The sequence below is a fragment of the Pseudomonas sp. Ga0074129 genome (assembly GCA_001465025.1).
GTDB lineage: Bacteria > Pseudomonadota > Gammaproteobacteria > Pseudomonadales > Pseudomonadaceae > Aquipseudomonas.
The window spans coordinates 19,650-42,131 of sequence record LNDO01000092.1 but is presented as its reverse complement, the minus strand read 5'-3'; the positions used below and the strand labels follow the sequence as shown (position 1 = coordinate 42,131).

18 protein-coding genes are annotated in these 22,482 nt (G+C 61.9%); 13 read left to right on the top strand and 5 right to left on the bottom strand.

Annotated elements, in window-relative coordinates; translation table 11 throughout:
- Positions 1–654: aminotransferase class III-fold pyridoxal phosphate-dependent enzyme (locus AUK77_RS14060; protein WP_296130665.1), on the top strand; the 654-nt coding region annotated here is incomplete at its 5' end.
- A 416-nt stretch (positions 655–1,070) separates the two neighbouring features.
- Positions 1,071–2,297 carry an HDOD domain-containing protein gene (locus AUK77_RS14055; protein WP_296130663.1) on the top strand — a complete coding sequence of 409 codons (1,227 nt, stop codon included), beginning with the start codon at positions 1,071–1,073 and terminating at the stop codon, positions 2,295–2,297.
- A gap of 15 nt (positions 2,298–2,312) precedes the next feature.
- Here AUK77_RS14055 and AUK77_RS14050 read toward each other — a convergent pair whose 3' ends face one another.
- The 3 genes from AUK77_RS14050 to AUK77_RS14040 form a co-directional block, all read right to left on the bottom strand.
- Complete coding sequence (locus AUK77_RS14050; RefSeq protein ID WP_296130661.1) at positions 2,313–3,401, bottom strand: methyl-accepting chemotaxis protein; 1,089 nt, start codon at positions 3,399–3,401, stop codon at positions 2,313–2,315.
- A gap of 94 nt (positions 3,402–3,495) precedes the next feature.
- Positions 3,496–6,387, bottom strand: a complete 2,892-nt coding sequence (locus AUK77_RS14045; protein WP_296130659.1) for an EAL domain-containing protein — start codon at positions 6,385–6,387, stop codon at positions 3,496–3,498.
- 79 nt (positions 6,388–6,466) lie between these two features.
- Positions 6,467–6,901, bottom strand: a complete 435-nt coding sequence (locus AUK77_RS14040; protein WP_296130657.1) for a BLUF domain-containing protein — start codon at positions 6,899–6,901, stop codon at positions 6,467–6,469.
- A 210-nt stretch (positions 6,902–7,111) separates the two neighbouring features.
- Here AUK77_RS14040 and arsS point away from each other — a divergent pair, with 210 nt between their 5' ends.
- The 9 genes from arsS (at position 7,112) to AUK77_RS13995 (ending at position 17,762) form a co-directional block, all read left to right on the top strand.
- A complete protein-coding gene (gene arsS, locus AUK77_RS14035) occupies positions 7,112–8,077 on the top strand; it encodes an arsenosugar biosynthesis radical SAM (seleno)protein ArsS (RefSeq protein ID WP_296130670.1) in 966 nt (321 codons plus the stop codon).
- 10 nt (positions 8,078–8,087) lie between these two features.
- Positions 8,088–9,479 (top strand): sodium:solute symporter, encoded by a 1,392-nt coding sequence (locus AUK77_RS14030; protein ID WP_296130656.1) that lies wholly within the window; start codon positions 8,088–8,090, stop codon positions 9,477–9,479.
- Positions 9,479–10,447: a hypothetical protein gene (locus AUK77_RS14025; RefSeq protein ID WP_296130654.1), complete on the top strand. Its 969-nt coding sequence runs from the start codon at positions 9,479–9,481 to the stop codon at positions 10,445–10,447. The genes AUK77_RS14030 and AUK77_RS14025 overlap by 1 nt, the downstream gene beginning before the upstream one ends.
- A complete protein-coding gene (locus AUK77_RS14020; protein ID WP_296130653.1) occupies positions 10,440–12,581 on the top strand; it encodes a bifunctional TVP38/TMEM64 family protein/FAD-dependent oxidoreductase in 2,142 nt (713 codons plus the stop codon). Before AUK77_RS14025 ends, AUK77_RS14020 begins: the two co-directional genes overlap by 8 nt.
- Complete coding sequence (locus AUK77_RS14015) at positions 12,578–13,285, top strand: DUF3047 domain-containing protein (RefSeq protein WP_296130651.1); 708 nt, start codon at positions 12,578–12,580, stop codon at positions 13,283–13,285. Before AUK77_RS14020 ends, AUK77_RS14015 begins: the two co-directional genes overlap by 4 nt.
- Positions 13,286–13,342: 57 nt before the next feature.
- Positions 13,343–14,416: an FAD-dependent oxidoreductase gene (locus tag AUK77_RS14010; RefSeq protein WP_296130649.1), complete on the top strand. Its 1,074-nt coding sequence runs from the start codon at positions 13,343–13,345 to the stop codon at positions 14,414–14,416.
- A gap of 286 nt (positions 14,417–14,702) precedes the next feature.
- The gene (locus AUK77_RS14005; RefSeq protein WP_296130647.1) at positions 14,703–16,274 is read left to right on the top strand and encodes a methyl-accepting chemotaxis protein; all 1,572 of its coding nucleotides are present in this window, start codon (positions 14,703–14,705) and stop codon (positions 16,272–16,274) included.
- A gap of 121 nt (positions 16,275–16,395) precedes the next feature.
- Complete coding sequence (locus AUK77_RS14000; protein ID WP_296130645.1) at positions 16,396–17,079, top strand: type 1 glutamine amidotransferase domain-containing protein; 684 nt, start codon at positions 16,396–16,398, stop codon at positions 17,077–17,079.
- 26 nt (positions 17,080–17,105) lie between these two features.
- Positions 17,106–17,762, top strand: a complete 657-nt coding sequence (locus AUK77_RS13995) for a cupin domain-containing protein (protein ID WP_296130643.1) — start codon at positions 17,106–17,108, stop codon at positions 17,760–17,762.
- Here AUK77_RS13995 and AUK77_RS13990 read toward each other — a convergent pair.
- Positions 17,759–18,988, bottom strand: coding sequence for an NADH:flavin oxidoreductase/NADH oxidase family protein (locus AUK77_RS13990; protein ID WP_296130641.1), 1,230 nt, complete (start codon positions 18,986–18,988; stop codon positions 17,759–17,761). The genes AUK77_RS13995 and AUK77_RS13990 overlap by 4 nt on opposite strands.
- A 76-nt stretch (positions 18,989–19,064) precedes the next feature.
- Between AUK77_RS13990 and AUK77_RS13985 the strand changes: the two genes are divergently transcribed.
- Positions 19,065–19,469: a MerR family transcriptional regulator gene (locus AUK77_RS13985; RefSeq protein WP_296130640.1), complete on the top strand. Its 405-nt coding sequence runs from the start codon at positions 19,065–19,067 to the stop codon at positions 19,467–19,469.
- Between the two features lie 274 nt (positions 19,470–19,743).
- Positions 19,744–21,102, top strand: a complete 1,359-nt coding sequence (locus AUK77_RS13980) for an FAD-binding oxidoreductase (RefSeq protein WP_296130638.1) — start codon at positions 19,744–19,746, stop codon at positions 21,100–21,102.
- A 40-nt stretch (positions 21,103–21,142) separates the two neighbouring features.
- On the opposite strand, the gene argA is transcribed toward AUK77_RS13980, so the two are convergent.
- A complete protein-coding gene (argA, locus tag AUK77_RS13975; RefSeq protein WP_296130637.1) occupies positions 21,143–22,441 on the bottom strand; it encodes an amino-acid N-acetyltransferase in 1,299 nt (432 codons plus the stop codon).
- Positions 22,442–22,482: the final 41 nt, after the last annotated feature.

The following is a 22,482-nucleotide window of genomic DNA, read 5'->3' as shown; positions in this document are numbered from 1 at the left end:
CAAGGCGAAGGCGGTTTCTACGTCGCGCCGAAAGACTTCATGCTGCGCCTGCGCGCCCTGTGTGATCAGCACGGCATCCTGCTGATTGCCGACGAAGTACAAACCGGCGCAGGCCGTACCGGCACCTTCTTCGCCATGGAACAAATGGGCGTCGTCGCCGATTTGACCACCTTCGCCAAATCCATCGCCGGCGGCTTCCCGGTGGCCGGTGTGTGCGGCAAGGCCGAATACATGGACGCCATTGCACCCGGCGGTCTGGGCGGTACTTACGCTGGCAGCCCGCTGGCCTGCGCCGCGGCGCTGGCGGTGATGGACGTGTTTGAAGAAGAAAAACTGTTGGACCGCTGCAAGGCAGTGGGCGAGCGCCTAGTTACCGGCCTCAAAGCCATTCAGACCAAGCACAACAGCATCGGCGAAGTGCGCGCCCTCGGCGCGATGATTGCCATGGAGCTGTGCGAAGGCGGCGACGTACACAAACCCAACGCCGCGCTGACCGGGCAGATCGTCGCCAAGGCGCGCGACAAGGGCTTGATCCTGCTGTCGTGCGGCACCTACGGCAACGTCTTGCGCGTGCTGGTGCCGTTGACTGCTGAAGATGAACTGCTCGACCGTGGCCTGGCGATCATCGCCGAGTGCTTCGACGAACTGGCCTAAGCCTCAGTGCGTGACCCACAAAACCCGCTTCGGCGGGTTTTGTGCATTTCAGCCCAGCACTAATCCGGCCCGTCGCGGCTAAGGCCCCTCCCACAGCGTGCGCGCAGGCAACAGCCATTCGTGGGGCGACAGATTCGATGACGCGCTCAGTTCTAGGGGTTGGCCGAGTTGCAGCGAAGCCCAGTCGTTAGCTTTCTGGCGGCGGCAAAAAGCGTGCCGCTGATCCACGTCAATAGTCCCCTAAGCCTTCTCATTTAATACTTTAGCCGCTCTAGATCAGGCATTGCGGGCGTGCTAAAAGTTGACCCTTCCATCAGCTGTTGCACGGCTGGTAGTGGCTTTTAAGCCTCGAATGCTTAGACTGCGCGCCCTTCAGTCTGCGCCATCATTGTGCGATTACCCTGTTTGAGGTGTTCATGCCGTTTTCGGCCAAAGCGTTGCAAGTTCTGATTGCTGAGGCGGAACCCTGGACGGCCGATCTGCTCCTGCAACTGGTGCGCGATGTCAGGCCTGATGCGCGCGTACATGTGGTCAGCGACGGCGAAGCGGCTTTGGCGCATTGTCAGAAACGCTGGCCGGCGTTGGTCATCGCTGATGGCGAGTTACCGGGGGTGGACGGCCTGGAGTTGCTGCGCCAGTTGCGTCGCCTACCGCGCGGTGCCCAATTGCCCTTCGTGCTGATCAGCGGGCGTCTCGATGTTCACAGCGTGCGCGCGGCGCGGCCACTGGCCCCCGCGGCCTACCTGGCTAAACCCTTCAATGCCGAAAAATTGCGTCAGCGCTTACAAGCGCTGCTCGGCAGTGCTAAAGCTGCAACGAACGCACCGGTACGGCCCATCAACAGCCTGGATGACTACCTCAATGAGCGGCGCGAAGAAGGTCAGGGTGCGCCCTTGCTGGCCGAGGTTCGCGATGCCGTCAGCCGCTGCATGAACGGTGAAGACTATGACCTGCGCCAGTTGGAGCGCTTGTTTAGCCGCGAGCCGCAGATCACCGCGCGCCTGATTGCCGCGGCCAACAGCGCCGCCCAGCATCAGGGCGCACCTTGCCAGACCTTGCGTCAGGCGCTGCCGCGCTTAGGCGTGGCGCATACCCTTAACCTGGTGCTGGGTTTGGCCATTCAGCGCAATGTGCAACTCAAAGACCCACGTCTGGCGAGCCTGGCCCAAGCGGTTTATGCGCGCACTGAACAGAGCGCCGATCTGGCGCACTGGTTGGCCAATGAACTGCACCTGGATGCCGAACTGTGTTTTACCGCTGGCTTGCTGCACAACATCGGTGAGCTGGCCTTGTTGCGCAGCCTGCAGGATTGGCTCGATGGCGGAGGCGAATTAGACGATGAAGCGATCGCGCAGCAGATGAGTCGCCGCGCCGCCGGTTTTGGATCGGCCCTGCGCATTCAGTGGCGCTTGCCAATTGGTCTGCGTGAGCTGATTGCGGCCTTTTACAATCTGGGCAGTGGTGTGTTTAGTCGCGAGGCGTTGGTCCTCAACCTGGTCAGCGAGTTGCTCAACCTGGGCAGTCGGCAACCCCATGAGTTGCTCGACAGCCGGTATGCACGGCTGCTGCGCATTGATGCGGGGTTATTGAAACGACTGCCGCTGAAACGCCCGGCGGATGCTCAGGCGTTGGCGACGGCGTAAACCTTCGGCGGGCTGTTAGAGGTCGGTGGCGGCCAGGTCGGAAATAGTCGCGTTGACGTCCATGCTCGCCCGCTCCATTTCCGTAACGGCGCGCAGTACTTTGCTCCAGTCTCTGGCTTGCGCGGCGTGCAGCGCTTCTTGAGCGCTTTCGTGCACCACGCGGTGCGGCTGATCCAGTTGCTGGAAGCTGCGCTGTTTGCCGTAGCGGGCGTGGGTGTCGCTGCTCTGATACCACTGTCCCAGGCGGCAGGTGGTGTGGGTGCTGAGTTGGGTGTTGCTGTCTTGCAGAAACAGGCGCTGGTACACCGTGAGCTTGAACAGCAGGTGATCAAGCTTGACCGCTTCGCAGAATGAGCCCAGGGCGATGCCTTCAATCAGCTGGGTCATGTGCTCGCCGAGCACGACCATTTCATCCAAGGTTTGCGCTGAACGTGATACATCCCCAGACAGCCGCGTGGCCTCGCTCGACAGACTGCCGATGGAGCGGCTGGCGCTGTCGGTTTCCTGATTGATGCTGCCAACCAGAGCGCTGATTTCCTGCGTGGCCTGGCTGGTGCGTTGCGCCAGTGCGCGCACCTCGTCGGCGACCACCGCAAAACCACGGCCTTGCTCGCCCGCGCGCGCAGCTTCGATAGCAGCGTTCAACGCCAGCAAGTTGGTCTGGTCGGAAATGGCTTTGATCAGTTCGACAATCCGGCTGATTTCACTGACGCGCTGTTGCAGCAGATCAACGCTTTGTACGCTGCTGACACCTTGCACGGCCATGCTGCTGAGCGATTCAGAAAAGCCGCCGAGCAGGGCCGAGGTCTGCTGAAAGATGCCGCTGTTTTGTTCGAGTTTGCTCACTTCGCGACTGAGCTGGTCGGCCTGCGCCACCACGCCGTCACGGGTTTGCGAGAGGGAGTCTTCAAAGCGCGCCAGTTTGCCGTGCAGTTCGTGTTGGTAGCGCGTGACACCGTTGAGTTCGTTGCGCTCTTGCTGGTTTTGTTGGGTCAGGCTGCGCAGCTCATCCAGCTCGCGCTGCATGGATGATTTTTCCTGATTCAGGCGGCTGACTTCCTGCTCCAGGCTTTCACAACGCAAACGCCATTTACTGTCGAACATGATGCACAGAGCTCCAAGGCAAGGCAGGAGAAGATATCCGGCACGGCCGGTTGTGTAGTGTATTTCGGCTTATTCCAGCAAAGGTTGAGCCGTATCAGTGTGGATCAAGCGGCAGGGGTAATTGCACTTCACCCCAGGCGCTGTCGGCTAGCTGAGACAGCGGTTGTGGATGGCCGATGATGTAACCCTGAGCATAGTCCAGGCCTAGCCTGCGCACGCACTCGAGGCTGGCCCTGGTTTCAACAAACTCGGCCACTGTGCGCAGGCCCAGTTGCTGGGCGATTTGCTGCATGGAGCCGACCATGGCCTGGTTGATCGGGTCGTTTTCCAGGCCGCTGATAAAGCTGCCGTCGATTTTCAAAATATCCAGCGGCAAATGACGCAGGTAGGCGTAGGACGCAAAGCCGCTGCCGAAATCATCCAGCGCCACTTTCAGGCCCATGCTGCGCAGTTGTTTGATCCACTGTGCCGACACGCCCAACTCGCCCAATGCGACCATTTCTGTGACTTCGATGCAGAGTTTGTGTGCCGGCAGATTATGCCGCTGCAACTCTTGCGCAAACATGTCGTGAAAGTGAGCGTTGAGCAGCGAGTTGGCCGTCAGGTTGAGGTTGACCTGGGCAAGCTGCGCCAAGTGCAAAGGGTTATCCGCCAGCCATTGCAGCAGGTGCGTCACCACCCAGCGGTCGATGGCGCCGAGAAGGCCGAAGCGTTCTGCCGCATCGAGAAACTGTCCGGGGCTGATGCACGCGCCGCTTTGCGGGTCACGGTAGCGCAGCAGCACTTCATAGTGCAGGCCGCTGGAGGGTGTTTGCAGCGCCATCACCGGCTGATAGAACAGCTCGAAGTGACCCTGCTCAATCGCCTCACGCAAACGCGTGATCCACTGCAACTGACGTTGGTGCTCAAGCAGCAAACCGTCTTCGGGGTTGAACAGCTGCACCTGATTGCGGCCTTGATGCTTGGCGCGTTGGCTGGCGCTATCGGCCCAGTTCAGGGCAGTTTCCCAGTCACTGACGGCGCGGCTTAGTTCCAGCAGGCCGACACTGGCTTGCACGCGGAAGGGCCGTCCCTTCCAGTTGAAGACAAACTGCTCGACACATTGGCGCAGGGTTTCGGCATGCGCTTGCGCTGTTTGGTTATCTACGTCACGCAGCAGCACCGCAAACTCATCCCCACCCAGGCGCGCCAACTCAGCCTCGCGCGGCAGGTGATGCAGCAGATGGCTGGACAGTTGACGCAGCAACTGGTCGCCAGCGGTGTGGCCGCAGAGGTCGTTGACCTGTTTGAACTGATCCAGGTCCAGGCACAGCAGATGGCTGAAGCGCTCGCTGGCTCCGGTCTTGAGGGTTTCGCGCAGCAGGCGCTCCAGTTCCCGGCGATTGAGCAGGCCGGTCAGCGAATCATGGGCGGCCAGGTACTGCAGGCGCTCTTCCAGGGCGCGGCGCTCGCTCAGGTCGACCACGATGCCTTCAATACAGTCTTGGTTAGCCCGCACATGCAGCGACAGGTAAACCCAATGCCGCTCACCATCAAGGCCGACGATTTCGCATTCCAGGCTGACCGCCTTCTGCTCGCTGTGCAGCTGCCTCATTTGCTCGGCCCAGCATTCGCTGCCCAGCAGCTGTTGCATGCTTAGGTTTATGGCGTGCGGCGGTAAGGCCAATAGCGCAGCGAAGCTGGGGTTGCTTTCTTGCAGGCTGCCGCTGCGCGTGCAGCGGAAAATGCCTTCGCCGCTGCTGCTGAACAGCGCCTGGTATTGTTCCAGATTACCCAATGCCTGGGCTTCGCTGCGCAGCAAGGCGCGGCGGATCTGCTCCAGCTGTTTATCCAGAATGCCGCCAAACAACAGCATGCTCAGCACTGGCAGGTAGGCGTACATCGCGCTCAGGCCCGCTGGTAATGGCAATGCACCGCTGCGCGCCAGCGGCACCATCAGCATCAACAGCAGTGCAGCGCTCCAGCACAGCAGGTAACCGAGGGCATATGGCCGGCGCTGGCGCAGTGCCAACACCAGCAACATCAGTTGGTACACCCCGGTGAGTAGGATCAGCCAGTTGAGCGTTTGATAGGCGCGGTAGTGGCCGAAGCTGATAACCGTCCAGGCGCATACCAGCAAGGTGACGGCAAACAGGCTGTCGCGCAGGTAGCGCAGGCGGCCGAGTTGAATTTTCAGGGCGCTGGCGAGGAACAGGCTGCTGAAAATCAATATGCCTGGGTTGGATAGATTGGACAGTTGCGCGGAAAGCCACGGCCATTGCGGCCAGAGCAAGTCAATCACACCATGCAGGGTGGCGTTGTAGAGCGTCACGCTGGCCACGGTTAGGCAGAACCACACCAGTTGCTGTTCGCGCAGGGTGCTGAACTTGACCATAAAAAACAGCAGCAGGCTGATCAGCGCCCCGAGCAGCAAACCGCTGCGCATCCACTGCTCAGCTTGCAGCAGCGGACTGTGTTCGGCGGCTACCAGTTGCATCGGCATGTTCACCGCTGAACCGCTCTGTACGCGCAGCAACAGGGTGTGCGGTCCTTCGCCCAGGCGCGGCAGGCGAATTACAACATGCGGTGACGGCTCGCCGCGTTGCAGAAAAGGTCGATGGTCGCCGCTGTAGAAGGGTGCGATCAGGCGCTCGCGGTCGTATAACCACACTTCGATGTCGTCGAGGTAAGCGCGGTCGATGATCAGGTCGAGGCGTTCAGCCAGCGGTGCTTGCAGCTTAAACGCCAGCCACCAGGCGCTGGCCGAATAGCCCATGCGTGGCACGCCCTGCACTTGATGACCTTCGTGGGCGATGCGTTCATACACCTCGGCGGCGGTCAGGTTACCGCTGGCATCTTCCAGTACCACGCTGGCCGGTACGTTGACCGGCTGTTTCAGCTGCGCGTTGTCGACCGTGAGCAGCGGCACTTCAGCACGCGCAACTGCACCGCTTAGCAAGGCAGTCAGCAGCAAGGTCAGCAGCGGCAGGGTGAGCAGGCGGTGCATCCGGGCGTCTCAATTAACGGCGAGAGAGGCCAACGCAGTGCACACAGCTGGCTGCTCAAAAGGCGTCGACGCCCAGATTCTAGCTCAGAACCGGCGATTTGATTGCGCTTAGCGTCTCACTGAGCTCCAGCAGCAAGCCGTTGATCTGTTCGGCCGTCATCTGGAATGGGTCGAAGCGGTCGCTCGATGAATACTTGAGAAACAGCTCGCGATTGGCCTGCTTGGCCCCGGCCCAGCCCATGCTCCAACTGCTGTAACGGCGCACACTGATCTCGGCGTAGTCGAGGATGGTCAGGTCTTTGTGGCGGCTGTCATCGGCCAGTCGGTTGTACAGCGCATTGACCTCAGCGCGCGGCCCTTCCAGCGCCTGCAAGAAAACATCAGCGTTGCAGCAGAGCATGCCGGTCAGGCCTTTACCGGGGTTGTTGCGTTGCGAACTGTCGAGAATCTCGCGGATCAGTTCGGCTGAAACGCTGTGGCTGGCACGGCTGGCATACGTGAGGCGTACAAGCATGATCAAGCCCTCGATGGCGTTGAGCGGTTGTAAAGAGATAGTTAGACGGTAATTGTGCAACACCTGTACAAGTGCTGTACAACTTATGGGGCGTAATTCTTGTTTACACCTGTGTAACAAAAGCTGCCGAGCACTCTCTATAGTGGCGATCAGAAGCTGACGACGATCAATCAGTCCGCCAATCCGTAGAAGGATCCAACCGTGCACGCCATGCTGCCCCTGCTCGATCAACTGGCTTTTCCGGCTATTCGCCGCGGCCAGTTGCAAGCGCTGCAGATCAACCTGACTTACCGCTGCAACCAGCGCTGCCTGCATTGCCACGTCAATGCCGGGCCGACGCGCACCGAGGCCATGACCGATGAGAGCCTGGCGCTGTTGCATCAGGTGATTGACGCCCATTCAGTGCAGACCTTGGATCTGACCGGCGGCGCGCCGGAAATGCACCCGCGTTTTCGCGAGCTTGTCGAGCATGCGCGCCGTGAAGGCTTACGGGTGATCGACCGTTGCAACCTGACCATCCTCAGCGAGCCGGGCCATGAAGACCTGGCGCAGTTTCTTGCCGATCAGGGCGTCGAAATCAGCGCATCCTTGCCCTGCTACTCGCGCGATAACGTCGACAAGCAGCGCGGCGATGGTGTGTTTGATGCCAGCATCCGTGGCCTGCAACAGCTCAATGCCCTGGGTTACGGCCAGCCGGGCAGCGGTCTGATTCTCAACCTGGTGTTCAACCCACAAGGTCCAAGCCTGCCGCCGCCACAAGCGGCGCTCGAAGCCGATTACAAACATCGTTTGGCCGAAGATTTCGGCATCGTCTTCAATCACCTGCTGACCATCACCAATCAACCGATTGCACGTTTTGGCAGCACCCTGGTCAGCAAAGGCCAGTTCAACGGCTACATGCAGTTGCTGCGCGACAGCTACCGCCCGGAAAACCTTGAGCCGCTGATGTGCCGCAGCCTGGTCAGTGTCGATTGGCAGGGTTACCTGTACGACTGCGACTTCAACCAGATGCTTGACTTGCCGCTGGCGTTGCCCGAGCTGATCGGTCGCGACCGGCCACACCTGCGCGATCTGCTCGGTGCGAGCCTGGACGGCAAGCCCATCGTCACCCGTGATCACTGCTTCGCCTGCACCGCCGGGCAGGGTTCCAGTTGCGCTGGCGCACTCATTGAATAGGACTTAAAACATGCAACCCACTAGCACCACCGGGATGTTTTTCTGGGGTTTTCTTGTGGCTTATGGGGTCTTGATGGTGGCTTTTTCGCCACGCTCCGTGACCCTGGGCGGCTTCTTCAATGGTGAAGACGGTCGTGGCCGCAGCGCCAGCCCCTGGCTGATCACCTCCAGCATCTTTATCAGCTGGATCTTCGCCAAATCGGTAACCAACGCCGCCAATCTGGGGGCGACCTATGGCTTAGTCGGCGGTTTGGCCTATGCCATGTACTGGCTGTCGATCCCGCTCACTGGCTTTGTCATCTATCGCCTGCGCCGCCGTTACGCGGCCACCGGCTTGGTGAGTTTTCTCAGCAGTCATTACGGACGCGGTGCAGCGCTGGCGTTTTCCGCCGCGATTCTGATTCGCCTGTTTAACGAGGTGTGGAGCAACACCGCGGTGGTCGGCGGCTATTACGGTGATTCGGGCAGCTTCGAATTTATTGCGGCGGCCTTGTTGTTCACCGCCGTGACCCTGGCCTACAGCCTGCGCGGTGGGCTGCGCAGCTCGATCATCACCGACGCGGCGCAGGCGGCAATCTTCGTCATTGCCCTGGTCTGGGTGCTGGGCATGGTATTGCCGCAGCATTCGCCCCGCGAGTTGGCCAGCACCAGCCATTGGGCGTTGAGTGCCGGCGTCGACCTGCTGCTGGTCGCTGGCTTGCAAGCGTTTAGCTATGGCTTCCATGACCCGGTGCTGACGGATCGCGGCTTTATCAGCGAAGAAAAGTCCATGCGCCGCTCCTTCCTGATTGCCGGCATTCTCGGTTTTATCGCCATCTTCGCCTTCAGCCTGATCGGCGTGCATGCGCAGCTGCTGGGAGTGCCGGCTTCCGATAACGTACCGGCCGCGCTGGCGAAAACCATGGGGATTGGCGCGCTGTTGCTGATGACCGTGGTGATGGTTTCGGCGGCGGGCTCGACGCTGGACTCCACCTTCTCCAGCCTGGCCAAACTGGCCGGGCGCGAGTTGCCGAAACTGGCAGGCCGTGACCTGGGCCAGAAAGCCATTGGCGTGGGCATGGCGGTGATGGTGGTGTTCGCCCTGCTGGGTAACCTGCCGATGATCGCCGGCACCGACATTCTCAAAGCCACCACCATCAGCGGCACGATGGTCATCGGTCTGGCACCGGTGTTTATCCTGCACGGCCTGACCACGCCGACCCGCCTGGGTTTTCACCTGAGTTTCTGGACCGGTCTGGGCTTAGGCGTTGCCCTGACTCTGGGCTGGATTCCGCAAAGCTGGGCCATTGGTGATGGCAAATACGCCCTGCTGCTGGGCACCAACCTGTATGGCTTAGGCCTCTGTGTGTTGGGCTACCTGCTGCCGGGTTGGTTGTCGCGCCGCCCGCAAGGGATTGCCTGATGCGCGCCGGTCGCGATTGCCCGTTGGATTACCGCTTAGGGCGCGAGGCCTTTGCCGGTGAAGCGCTGTTCGCCTGCGACACGCTTTATGTGGCCGGTGGCCTGTATGGCAATCGTCAGGCCTTGGCGGCCCTGCAACAGCGTGTGGCCAGCGAGCCGGGCGCGCGCCTGGTGTTCAACGGCGATGCCCACTGGTTTGATGCCGATGCTGCGATTTTCCAGCAGATTGAGCAGGGCCTTGCGGGCCATCTGGCGCTGCGTGGCAATGTTGAAACCGAACTGGGCCGTGCCGATGACAGCGGTGCGGGTTGCGGTTGCGCCTACCCGATGAGCGTGGATGAGGCCGTGGTCGAGCGTTCCAATGCCATCCAGCAACAGTTGAACCGCACCGTACAAGGCATCCCCGCGATGGCCGAACGCCTGGCCGCACGTGCCAGCACCGCACTGGTGAGCGTGGGCGGGCAGCGCGTGGCGATCAGTCATGGCGACGAGCAGTCTCTGGCGGGTTGGAGTTGTTCGCGTGAATCGCTCAGCGAAGAGGCGCGTCAGCACGCGCTGGACCAATGGTTCGCCGCGCAGAACATTCAGGTGTTGGCCACTAGCCACACGTGCTCGGCGGTGGCGCTCAACCTGACGCACGGCGCGTTGATCAATAACGGCGCGGCCGGGCTACCCAACTTTGCTGGCGGCCGTTATGGCTTGGTCAGTCGTATCGCAACCACGCCCCATCCCGCCGCGCTGTATCGCGGTCAGCGCAATGGCCTGTTTATCGAGGCACTGCCACTGAATTACCAGCACGACGCCTTTCTCGCCGACTTCGACCGCCAATGGCCAGCCGCCAGTCCGGCGGCACTGTCCTACCGTTCACGTATTTTGGGTGCCGTGGCCGACCAGCCGCAGCATGCCCTACTGGCCGGCTTTAGCCTGTGCCAAAGCCTGTGCGCTCTGGAGGCGCTGACTGATGAATAGCCGTAAATTGGCCTTGATGGGCGTGATTCTCGCCCTACTGGGCAGCTTCTTTGTCTTCGACATCGGCCAGTACCTCAATCTGGAGGCGCTTAAAGCACAGCAGGCGGCATTGAATGCCCAAGTAACGGCGCAGCCCTGGCTGGCGGCCGGGGTGTTCTTCCTCGCCTATGTGGCGGTTACGGCGTTGTCCTTGCCCGGCGCGGCGTTGATGACGCTGCTTGCCGGTGCGCTGTTCGGTCTGCTCGAAGGCTTTATTCTGGTGTCGTTCGCCTCGACGCTGGGCGCCACGCTGGCCATGCTCAGCAGTCGTTTTTTGCTGCGCGACTGGGTGCAGAGCCGCTTTGGTCAGCGCCTGGCTGGCATTGATGCGGGCATCGAGCGTGAGGGCGCGTTCTACCTGTTTGCCTTGCGTCTGGTGCCGGTGTTCCCGTTCTTTTTGATCAACCTGGCCATGGGCCTGACCCGCTTGCCAGCGCGCACCTACTGGTGGGTGAGCCAACTGGGCATGCTGCCGGGCACGTTGGTGTTCGTGAACGCCGGGCGTGAACTGGGCAAGCTCGATTCGCTGGCCGGCATTCTTTCGCCGGGGCTGCTCGGTGCCTTTGTGCTGCTCGGCGTGTTCCCGCTGATCGCGCGCAAGCTGCTGGGGCTGATTCAGGCGCGACGGGTGTACGCCGGCTGGGACAAACCCAAGACCTTCGACCGCAATCTGCTGGTGATCGGCGCGGGTGCTGGTGGCTTGGTCAGCGCCTATATCGCGGCGGCGGTGAAGGCCAAAGTCAGCCTGATCGAAAAACACCAGATGGGCGGCGACTGCCTGAACACCGGCTGCGTGCCGTCCAAGGCGCTGCTGCGTTCGGCCAAGCTGGCCAATGAGCTGAAGAAAGCCCCGGCGCTGGGGTTTAGCGGTGTGCAAGGCACGGTGGATTTCCCGGCGGTGATGGAGCGGGTGCAGCGGGTGATTGCTGACATCGAGCCGCACGACTCGGTCGAACGCTACACCGGCTTGGGCGTTGAGGTGATTCAGGGGCAGGCGAAAATCCTCTCGCCCTGGAGTGTGGAGGTCAACGGCCAGACCCTGACCAGCCGTAACCTGATTATCGCCGCTGGCGCACGGCCGCTGGTGCCAAACATTCCGGGCCTGGAGCAGGTGCAAAGCTACACCTCTGACACCATCTGGGGCCTGCGCGAACAACCGCGTTGGCTGCTGGTGCTGGGTGGCGGGCCAATTGGCTGCGAGCTGGCGCAGGCATTTCAGCGCCTTGGCAGCCAGGTGATTCAGGTGGAACTGGCCGAGCGCTTATTGCCGCGTGAAGACGCAGATGCCAGCGCGCTGGTGCTCAACAGTTTGCTGGCCGATGGCGTCGACGTGCGTTTGCAACACCGCGCGGAACGCTTTGAAGTGGTCAACGGCGAGCAGCGCATGATTGCCCGCCGTCAGGACACCGGCGAAGAAGTCACCATCGCCTTCGACGGCCTGCTGCTGGCGCTGGGTCGGGTGGCCAATGTCAGCGGTTATGGCGTTGAAGAACTGGGCCTGACCCTGCGCCCCAACGGCACGCTGGAAACCGACGACTACCTGGCCACGCGCCTGCCCAATGTCTTCGCCGTGGGCGATGTCACCGGGCCTTATCAGTTCACCCATGTGGCGGCGCACCAAGCGTGGTACGCGGCGGTGAATGCGCTGTTTGGCAGCTTCAAACGTTTCAAGGTGGATTACCGGGTCATCCCGCATTGCACCTTTACCGACCCGGAAGTGGCGCGCGTCGGCCTCTCGGAGACTGAGGCGCAGGCCAAGGGCATTGCCTATGAAGTGACGCGTTACGGCATCGACGACCTCGACCGCGCGATTGCCGACGAAGCCGCCCATGGCTTTGTCAAAGTGCTGACCGTGCCGGGTAAGGATCAGATCCTCGGCGTCACCATCGTCGGCGAGCATGCCGGTGAATTGCTCACCGAATACGTGCTGGCCATGAAGTACAACCTCGGTCTGAACAAGATTCTCGGCACCATCCACAGCTACCCGACCATGAGCGAGGCGAATAAATACGCCGCCGGTGAATGGAAGCGCGCGCATGCCCCGCAGGGCTTGTTGCGCTGGGTCGAACGTTTTCATGCCTGGAGGCTTAAATGAAGCGCGTCGGGCTGCTGGCCGTGCTGTTGTTGGCCCCGCTGGCGCAGGCGGAAAACCTGCTGAGCCCCTGGACAGCCGGGCCGCCAGCAGGCGAATGGTCAACGCCGTGGAAGCTGGCGGATATTCCCAAGCTCAAGCCCTCGGTGCGCACATTGGTAGAGCTGGACGGTCAGCCCGTGCTGCAAATCAAGGCCGATGCGGCGGCGGGTGGTTTGCTCCATCCGCTCGATTTGCCCGGCGATCAACCCTGGCAACTGAGCTGGCAATGGCGCACTGAGCAGGCCTTGGATCAGGCCCGTTTTGCCACCCGTGAAGGCGATGACTACGCCGCACGCGTCTATGTGCTGCTCGATTACCCGCTGGATTCGCTGAGCTTCGCCACGCGGCAAAAGCTGCGTCTGGCGCGCACCTTCTTCGATCCCGACCTGCCGGCGGCAACCCTCAGTTACGTTTGGGACAACCGCGCGGCCCCCGGCACCCATGCACGCAGTGCCTATACCGAGACGGTGGAGATGATTGTGCTACGCGGCCCGGAAGCCGCGCTGGGCCAGTGGCAGAGCGAATCGCGCGACTTGCGCGCCGACGCTATTGCCGCTTTTGGCAGCGCACCGCGCAAAATCCTCGGCGTGGTGTTTGCCGCCGACAGCGACAACACCGGGGAATCAGCACACAGCTATTTTGCTGCGCCGCAGTTGCAACGCTAACGGGGCTGTCCACATCCAGTACCATAGGAACACCGTTTTCATGATGGACGCCCGCGTTTGAGCACTCACTACGACCTGCTGTTGATCGGCGCCGGTCACGCCCACCTTGGCGTGTTGCGGCGCTGGGCCTTGGTCGAACGGCCGCCGGGGCGCATTGCCTTGCTCAGTCCGGGGCCGGTGGCTTGGTATTCCGGCATGTTGCCCGGTTTGCTGGCCGGGCGGCATCGGGCGGAGGACTGTCAGGTCGAGTTGCTGGCGCTGTGCCGTGCGGCCAAGGTTGAGCTGATTATCGCGCCGGTTGAAAGCCTGTCCGCTGCCCAGCAGCAGGTGCAAGTGGCGGATGGTCGTACGTTCAGCGCCCGTTGGCTCTCACTGAATGTTGGCGCGGGCATCCGCACTCCGCAGCAGCAGGGCAACGCCATGCAGTTGCTGGCGGTGAAACCCTTCGATGACTTTCTGCAGGGTTGGCAGCGCTGGCAGGCGCAGCCTGAACCTATGGCGATTCTCGGTGGCGGCGCAGCGGCAGTTGAGCTGGCGTTGGCCGTGGCCGACAAGGTGCCGCAACTGGCCCTGTTCTGTGCCGGTCATCTGCTGGACGGCTTGACGCCCGGCCTGCGTTTACGCGCCCTTGGCCACCTGCGCCAACGCCGGGTGCAGGTGCGTGAAGACTGTCCCATCAGCCACATCAATGATGACTGCCTGTTCAGCGGCACTGAACCCGTTTGGCGGGGCACGCGCTTGCTGTTGGCCAGCGGCGCCGCTGCATGGCCATGGCTGGCGCACAGCGGTTTGGGGTGTGATGAACAGGGCTTTGTCCTGGTCGCCCCGACGTTGCAGAGCTACACCCAGCCGAGCCTGTTTGCTGTAGGTGACTGCGCCAGCCTGCCCGGTGCGCGCAAAAGCGGGGTCTATGCGGTGCGCCAGGGGCCAGTGCTGGCGTTTAACCTGCAAGCGGCCCTGCGCGGCCAGCCACTCAAAGCCTATCGCCCGCAACGTCATACCCTCGCCTTGCTGGCCACCGGCGATGGTGGGGCGTTATTGGATTGGCATGGGCACAGCGCCGGCGGTCAGTTCTATGGCCGTTGGAAAGACTTTCTCGACCGCGGTTTTATCCGGCGTCACCGGTTGTGAGTGACAGCTGACCTTGCAATAGGTGCAGAGCTGTCACTGACAGTGCGACCAAAGTGTCATGGCCTCGGGTGGGCTTGGGTGTTCGAATCAGGCCGTTAAGCGAAGTTGGCCGCCAGGAGCGACACCCGCTATGGTCTATAGAATTAACGACAACGGCCGATTGCCTGACCACGCGTGCGCATCATCACGGCGAGTTTCGTCGAGTGAGGCGCTTAAACGGCCCGGCAGTTCGCCGCAGGCTGTTTCTGGTGTTAGCCGCGCCAGAATAAAAATAACGAGGTTTGTCATGCGCTCTGCGTTTATTACCTATCCCAAGGCCTGTGCGTTACATGCTCTGGGCCTGGCCGGGTTGATGGTGGCGTACCAGCAGATGCAACTGCCCTGGTTTGTCAGCATCCCGTCCTTTCTGCTGCTGGCCCTGTGGCCGTGGCTGGGGCCCTGGCAGCGTCAGGATCAGGAGCTACCCAGCGTTGCCAGTTCGCCAGCCGATGGTTTTGCTGGCCTAAGCCAGAACCTGTCACGGCGAACCTGTCATAACGCCTTGGCCTCTGCCGAGGTGGCTCACGCCGCGCAGCAACTGGCCGGCAAACTGCAATCGCAATTGGGTGCCACCGAGCAAATCAACCACGCCGCTGAAGCCATTACTCACACCGAGCAAGACAACGCTCAGCGCGCTGAACAGACCCTGCGCGCCGCACAAAGCGTGCGCGAGAATAGCGCCAGCGGCCAGGACGAACTGCGGGAAGCCATCAGTGTCATGCAGCAACTCAGTGCGCAAACGGCCACCAGCCGCGAGCTGATCGACGGCCTCAGCAGCCGCACCGAGCAGATCGAGAAAGTTACCTTGGTGATTCAGGCCATCGCCAGCCAGACCAACCTGCTGGCGCTCAATGCCGCCATTGAAGCGGCCCGCGCTGGTGACTTGGGCCGGGGTTTTGCCGTGGTCGCCGATGAGGTGCGTAACCTGGCAGGCCGCACCAGTAGCGCCACCGAAGAAGTCGGGCAGATTGTCAGCGACATTCGCCAGCAGAGTGCCGCCGTGGTCAATCATATGCAGCAACAGGCCGAGCAACTCACTCACGCTGCACAACAGGTTGAGCAAACCGGTGAGCAACTGCAGAGCATCGCCAGCCTGGCCGAAGATGTTGAGGAGCAGGTCGGGCAGATCGACACCGGCACCCGCCACAACCACGAACGCCTGGCTGAGCTATCGGTCGCCGTCGGTCAGTTGCGCAGTGACGTCAGCGACAGCGCCACCCAAACGCAACAACTCAGCCAGGCCGCCGAGCGTTTAGTCGGCGAGGCCGAACACGTCAGCGAGCAACTCGCCGAAGTGGGGCTGGATAGCTATCACCAGCGCATCTATGACCTGGCCCGGCAAGCCGCCGCGCAGATTGCCGCGCAGTTTGAGGCGGATCTGCAGCGCGGCCGTATCAGCAGCAACGATTTGTTTGACCGCAGCTACCAGCCCATCGCCAATACCTTCCCAGCTAAGTTCAAAACCCGTTTCGACAGTTATGCTGATCAGATCCTGCCGGCCATTCAAGAGCCGCTGCTCAGTCAGCACGAGGGACTGGTCTTCGCCATCGCCTGCACCCCGGAAGGCTATGTACCGACGCATAACAACGCATTCAACCATCCACCCTGCGGCGATCGTGCAGTGGATATCATCAAAAGCCGCAGCAAGCGCCTGTTCAATGATCGCACCGGGATTCGCTGCGGCAGCCACCAGAAACCGCTGCTGCTGCAAACCTACATGCGCGATACCGGCGAGCTGATGCACGACCTCTCGGTGCCGATTATGGTCACAGGTCGGCATTGGGGTGGCATTCGTCTGGGCTACAAGCCAGAGCCGTGATGGGCCCGACCATGCCTGGCCGTGATAGACACCATCACGCCTTTTGAATTATCGCCCGCGGTCAACGCGCGTAAGCTGCTGGTCTCTTTGATCATCACGGCCTGCGCCTCAAGGAATACCCATGAATATCCTGCTGGTACTGACTTCGCACGACCAACTGGGCGACACCGGACACAAAACTGGCTTCTGGCTGGAAGAGTTCGCCTCGCCTTATTACGTGTTCAAAGATGCTGGCGCGCAGCTGACCCTCGCCTCGCCCAAGGGTGGCCAGCCGCCGCTGGACCCGAAGAGCGATGCACCCGACGCACAAACACCGGCCACCGAGCGTTTCCGGGCTGACGCCGCCGCGCAACAGGCGCTGGCCAACACCCTGCCGCTGGCGCAGATCAACGCCGACGACTACGACGCCGTGTTTTATCCCGGTGGCCACGGCCCGCTCTGGGATTTGGCCGAAGACCGTACCTCCATCGCCCTAATCGAACACTTCCAGGCACAGAACAAACCCGTGGCGGCGGTCTGCCACGCTCCGGGTGTGCTGCGTCATGTCAAAGCGGCCAACGGCCTGCCGCTGGTCAGTGGCAAGAAAGTCACCGGTTTTAGCAACAGTGAAGAAGCTGCGGTGCAACTGACCGACGTGGTGCCGTTCCTGGTGCAAGATATGCTCATCGCCAACGGTGGCCATTACACCAGCACGAACGATTGGCAAAGCCATGTAGCCGTAGATGGCTTGTTGATCACCGGGCAGAACCCGGCGTCGTCGGATGCCACCGCCGAAGCGCTGATCCACCTGCTCAAGCAGGCCTGAGTCGAACCGGGTGAAGGGGTGTGATGATGCAACTGAATGCCGATTTTAGTCAGCGCGCCCTGATTCGCCCGGCTGACAGCCCTTGGGTGGCCTCACCCATGCCGGGTGTTGAGCGGCGCATGCTGGACCGCATCGGTGATGAGGTGGCGCGCGCCACCAGCATCGTGCGCTACGCCGCAGGGTCACACTTCAGTGAGCATCACCACCCCGGTGGCGAGGAATTTCTCGTGCTTGACGGGGTGTTCTCCGATGAGCGCGGCGACTACCCGGCCGGCACCTACGTGCGTAACCCGATTGGCAGCCATCACGCGCCCTTCAGCCGCGAAGGCTGCACCATCTTCGTCAAACTGATGCAGTTTGATCCAGCCGATGATCAGCCCGTGGTGATCAACAGTCACCACGCGCAATGGCGGCCTGGTCTGGTGCCGGGTCTGCAAGTGTTGCCGTTACACCAGCACGGTACCGAGCACGTGGCGCTGGTGCGCTGGGCACCCGGCACCACGTTCAGTGCACACCGGCATTGGGGCGGCGAAGAAATCCTGGTGCTTGAAGGCACCTTTCAGGACGAGTTCGGCGACTACCCCGCTGGCACCTGGCTGCGCAGCCCGCATCTGTCGCAGCACACGCCATTCAGCGAAGCCGGCTGCCTGATTTGGGTGAAAACCGGGCATTTGCCCGATTAACTGCCTGCGGCCATCAAGCGTTTGTAGTGACGGGTACGCCGCGCGCTTTTCAGCTGCTCCAGCAACAGCGCCCTTAGCGGCGAGACCCCGGCATGGGTGTGCTTGCCCAGGCTGAGTTGACGCAGCTGATACTTGACCACCGCCATGTAGGCCAACGAGGCCAGCGCCTTATGCTTCCAACGGATTGCCGGCAGCTCGGCGTGGCTCGCTTGCCCGGCCTGCCAGTGTTTGGGCAGCGCCGGATTGATCGCCAGCGCCGTGGCAATCCCGGCCATGGCCACACCGCTGGCCAGTACTTGCTCGACCACTGGCAAACGACGAATCCCACCGGTGACCATCACCGGCATCGTTGCCGCAGCAGCAATCTCGCCAGCAAACTCAAGGAAGTAGGCTTCGCGCGCGAGCGTACGCCCGTCGCGAGCATCGCCTTGCATGGCGGGGGCTTCATAGCTGCCGCCGGACAGCTCGACCAGATCAACCGCCAAGGCATTGAGCAACTGCACCACCTGCTTGGCATCGGCCGCGTCGAAACCGCCACGCTGGAAGTCCGCCGAGTTGAGTTTGACCGCGACGCAAAAGCTCGGCGCCACAACGGAGCGGACGGCCTTGACCACTTCCAGCAGCAGTCGCGCGCGGTTTTCCAGTGCTCCGCCCCAACGGTCAGTGCGTTTATTGCTGATCGGCGAAAGGAATTGGCTGAGCAGATAGCCGTGCGCCGCATGGATCTGCACCCCGCTGAAGCCCGCCTGTTCGGCCAGCTGTGCGGTGCGCGCGAAACGCTGAATAAGGTCTTGGATTTCTGCTTCATCCAGTGCCTTGGGCACGGGGAACATCTTCGACAGGCCGCCCAACTCCAGGGCTACAGCCGAGGGCGCGACGGTCTGCTGACCAAGGTTGGCCTGCATCTGCCGGCCGGGATGGTTGATCTGCATCCAGACCTGCGCGCCCTGCGCCCGGCTGATACGCGCCCACTCGCGGAATTTGTCCAGCTGGCGCGCATCTTCTAGCACCACACCGCCGGGGCCGGTCATGGCGCGACGGTCGATCATCACGTTACCGGTGATCAGCAGCCCGGCACCGCCCTCGGCCCAGGCTTGATACAGACGCAGTAACTCGGCAGACGGGCCTTGGCTGGCGTCCGCCAGGTTCTCTTCCATCGCCGCCTTGGCAATGCGGTTTGGGATGACGCTAGCGTTAGGCAGGTGCAGCGGTTGGAAGGCAGGCATGACGTGCTCCGGGCTGGTCGATGGAGTAAGGCTAAGGTTAAAGTCAGCTTTAAGGTCAATAGTGCGGAGTGATGGAATGAAAATCGGTGAACTGGCCAGCCGCACGGGGTTGGCAGCGTCGCGCATTCGTTTCTATGAGGCCAGCGGGCTGATCAGCGCGCAACGTCAGGCCAACGGCTACCGCCGCTACCCGGAACAGGCGGTGCAGACCCTGGGCATCATCAGCTGTGCGCAGCAGGCCGGGTTCAGCCTAGAGGAAATCCGCCACCTGCTGCCCGATGCCAACGCCGCAGGCTGGGCCCACGATCAGTTGCTCGGCAGCCTGCAGCGCAAGGTCAGCGAAATCGAGGCCATGCAACAGCGTTTGGCGCATAACAAGGCGCAACTGCTGGGCATTATCGCCAGCATCGAAAGCAAGCCCGAAGGCATGGCCTGCGCCGAGAACGCCGAGCGGGTAATGGCGCAGTTGCGCGGCGCGTAAGCGTTCGGCCAATGTTTAGCCCGGCAACAACCAAGCATGTAAAAAACCGCATTTAACCAACGCATGGCCCTGTGTGAACCTTGCATCCATGCGCTCTTCTCTTGTGTGTTATCCCGCCCCTTTGCCCGCAGCCACGCCGCGTGATCAGCTCAAACTGCCGCAAATACTGGCGTTTTGGGCGTTGTGGCATTGCCGTCACGCGCGCCCGCCGGATGGTCGATCGGTTCGTCTCTGACTGCTCTGCCCACTCCAGTCGTCTACCAGGAAGCTGCTTATGAATGCCGCCCTCAAACCCGTTACCCCGGCCGCTGTGCGCTGCCCGTCTTATTACAGCGCCACCCTCAATGAAGAAACCGATTACCCGACCCTGCAAGGCGAGGTCAGCGTCGATGTGGTGATCATCGGCGGCGGCTTTACCGGCGTGGCGTCTGCCGTGGAGCTGGCTGAACGCGGCCTCAAGGTGGCGATTGTCGAGGCCAACAAGATCGGCTGGGGTGCGACCGGGCGCAATGGCGGGCAGGTCACCGGCAGCCTGTCCGGCGATGCGGCGATGACCAAGCAGATGCGCAACACCCTGGGCGAGGAAGTCGAAGACTTTATCTGGCACCTGCGCTGGCGCGGCCACGACATCATCAAAAAACGCGTGGCTAAGTACGATATTCAGTGCGACCTCAAATACGGTCATCTGCACGCGGCGATGAAACCCACGCACATGCAGGAATTGGAAGCCACCTACGCCGAAGCGCAGCGCCGAGGCATGGGCGCTGACGTGACCCTGCTCGATCGCGCCGGGGTGCGCAGCCATCTGGCCAGCGACATGTACAGCGGCGCGCTGAAGAATACCCGCAACATGCACCTGCACCCGCTCAACCTGTGCATCGGCGAGGCTCGCGCTGCCGAGAGCTTAGGCGCGCTGATTTTCGAGCACTCGGAAGTGCTGGAGATTGTGCATGGCAACAAACCTGCCGTGGTCACCGCCAAGGGCCGGATCAACGCCAAGCAGGTGCTGCTGGCCGGCGACGTGTACCACAAGCTGGAGCCGAAAAAGCTCAAGGGCATGATCTTCCCGGCCATGGGCGGCATCGTCACCACCGCGCCGCTGGGCGAGCTGGCGAAAGAAATCAATCCACAAGACTTGGCGGTGTACGACTGCCGCTTCGTCCTCGATTACTACCGCATGACCGCCGACGGTCGCCTGCTGTTCGGCGGTGGTTGCAACTACTCCGGGCGCGACTCACGCGATATCGCCGCCGAACTGCGCCCCGGTATCGAACAGACCTTCCCGCAGCTCAAGGGCGTCGCCATTGATTTTCAGTGGAGCTGCGCCATGGGCATCGTGATCAACCGCATCCCGCAGCTGGGCAAGCTCTCGGACAACGTCTGGTACTGCCAGGGCTACTCCGGCCACGGCATCGCCACCACCCACATCATGGGCGAGATCATGGCCAACGCCCTGACCGGCACCATGGGTCACTACGACACCTTCGCCGCCTGCAAACACATCAAAGTGCCGCTGGGGGATGTGTTCGGCAACCCGATGCTGGCCGCTGGCATGTGGTACTACCAGATGCTGGAAAAGCTGCGGCTAAAGCCCCTTCCACGGGCTGTGCAGTTCCTGTGGGAGGGGCTTTAGCCGCGACTGACAACCCGCCCGCAGTGGCGCACGGCGGGGCTTACAGCGCTTTTTCAAACACCTGCGAGTTGCGCTGGTAGTTGTACAGCGAGGCGCGCGCTGCCGGCAGGCGATCAACGCTGCTGGGGGTAAAGCCGCGTTCACGGAACCAATGCGCGGTGCGTGTGGTGAGCACAAACAGGGTCTTCAGGCCTTGGGCGCGGGCGCGTTCTTCGATGCGTTCAAGCAGTTCATCGCCGCGTCCGCCGTGGCGGTACGCTGGGTTGACGGCCAGGCAGGCCAGTTCGCCGAAATCCGAGTCGGCAATCTGATACAGCGCGGCGCAGGCGATGATCAGCCCTTCGCGTTCGACGATGCTGAACTGCTCGATCTCGCGCTCCAGCACTTCACGCGAGCGGCGCACCAGAATGCCCTGATCTTCCAGCGGCGTGATCAGCTCGATCAGGCCGCCGACATCGTCAATGGTGGCTTCGCGCAGGGACTCAAACTGCTCCTGCGCGACCAGCGTGCCGTTGCCGGTGCGGGTGAACAGTTCGCTGAGCAGTGCGCCGTCTTCGCCATAGCTGACGATATGGCTGCGACGTACACCGGCCTTGCAGGCTTCGGCGGCGGCGTCGAGCAGTTCACCCTGGTAGCTGTTGCCCAGGCGTTGCAAATGCGCGGGCACTTGTTGCGGGCGCAGTTCGCGTACCAGTTTGCCGTGTTCATCGAGCAGGCCGCATTCGGCGCCGAACAGCAGCAGTTTGTCGGCGTCCAGGTCGATGGCCGCGCGGGTGGCGACGTCTTCGCAGGCCAGGTTGAAAATCTCCCCGGTGGGCGAATAGCCGAGCGGCGAGAGCAGCACGATGCTGCGTTCATCCAGCTGGCGATTGATGCCCTTGCGGTCGATGCGCCGCACTTCGCCCGTGTGGTGGTAGTCCACGCCATCGACCACGCCGATGGGGCGCGCGGTGACGAAATTACCGCTGGTCACGCGCAGGCGTGAGCCCTGCATCGGCGAGCGGGCCATGTCCATCGACAAGCGCGCTTCGATGGCAATGCGCAGATGGCCGACGGCGTCGATCACACATTCCAGGGTCGGGCTGTCGGTGATGCGCAGGCTGCGGTGGTAGCGCGGGGTCAGGCCGTTGCTGGCCAACCGTGCTTCGATCTGCGGGCGCGAGCCGTGCACCAGTACCAAACGCACGCCGAGGCTGTGTAGCAGCACCAAGTCGTGGACGATATTGCCGAAATTCGGATGGTCAACGCCCTCACCGGGCAGCATCACCACAAAGGTGCAGTCGCGGTGGGCATTGATATAGGGCGAAGCGTGGCGAAGCCAATTGACGTGGTCGTGCATTGCTTGAAGAACCTGTGTCGAAAACAGAACGCATGGAGTGG

What these genes read in the sequence shown, in the direction of transcription:
- AUK77_RS14055 (WP_296130663.1), top strand. Translation starts at nt 1,071, where the DNA reads ATGCCGTTTTCGGCCAAAGCGTTGCAAGTTCTGATTGCTGAGGCGGAA.
- AUK77_RS14050 (WP_296130661.1), bottom strand. Translation starts at nt 3,401, where the DNA reads ATGTTCGACAGTAAATGGCGTTTGCGTTGTGAAAGCCTGGAGCAGGAA.
- AUK77_RS14045 (WP_296130659.1), bottom strand. Translation starts at nt 6,387, where the DNA reads ATGCACCGCCTGCTCACCCTGCCGCTGCTGACCTTGCTGCTGACTGCC.
- AUK77_RS14040 (WP_296130657.1), bottom strand. Translation starts at nt 6,901, where the DNA reads ATGCTTGTACGCCTCACGTATGCCAGCCGTGCCAGCCACAGCGTTTCA.
- arsS (WP_296130670.1), top strand. Translation starts at nt 7,112, where the DNA reads ATGCTGCCCCTGCTCGATCAACTGGCTTTTCCGGCTATTCGCCGCGGC.
- AUK77_RS14030 (WP_296130656.1), top strand. Translation starts at nt 8,088, where the DNA reads ATGCAACCCACTAGCACCACCGGGATGTTTTTCTGGGGTTTTCTTGTG.
- AUK77_RS14025 (WP_296130654.1), top strand. Translation starts at nt 9,479, where the DNA reads ATGCGCGCCGGTCGCGATTGCCCGTTGGATTACCGCTTAGGGCGCGAG.
- AUK77_RS14020 (WP_296130653.1), top strand. Translation starts at nt 10,440, where the DNA reads ATGAATAGCCGTAAATTGGCCTTGATGGGCGTGATTCTCGCCCTACTG.
- AUK77_RS14015 (WP_296130651.1), top strand. Translation starts at nt 12,578, where the DNA reads ATGAAGCGCGTCGGGCTGCTGGCCGTGCTGTTGTTGGCCCCGCTGGCG.
- AUK77_RS14005 (WP_296130647.1), top strand. Translation starts at nt 14,703, where the DNA reads ATGCGCTCTGCGTTTATTACCTATCCCAAGGCCTGTGCGTTACATGCT.
- AUK77_RS14000 (WP_296130645.1), top strand. Translation starts at nt 16,396, where the DNA reads ATGAATATCCTGCTGGTACTGACTTCGCACGACCAACTGGGCGACACC.
- AUK77_RS13995 (WP_296130643.1), top strand. Translation starts at nt 17,106, where the DNA reads ATGCAACTGAATGCCGATTTTAGTCAGCGCGCCCTGATTCGCCCGGCT.
- AUK77_RS13990 (WP_296130641.1), bottom strand. Translation starts at nt 18,988, where the DNA reads ATGCCTGCCTTCCAACCGCTGCACCTGCCTAACGCTAGCGTCATCCCA.
- AUK77_RS13985 (WP_296130640.1), top strand. Translation starts at nt 19,065, where the DNA reads ATGAAAATCGGTGAACTGGCCAGCCGCACGGGGTTGGCAGCGTCGCGC.
- AUK77_RS13980 (WP_296130638.1), top strand. Translation starts at nt 19,744, where the DNA reads ATGAATGCCGCCCTCAAACCCGTTACCCCGGCCGCTGTGCGCTGCCCG.
- argA (WP_296130637.1), bottom strand. Translation starts at nt 22,441, where the DNA reads ATGCACGACCACGTCAATTGGCTTCGCCACGCTTCGCCCTATATCAAT.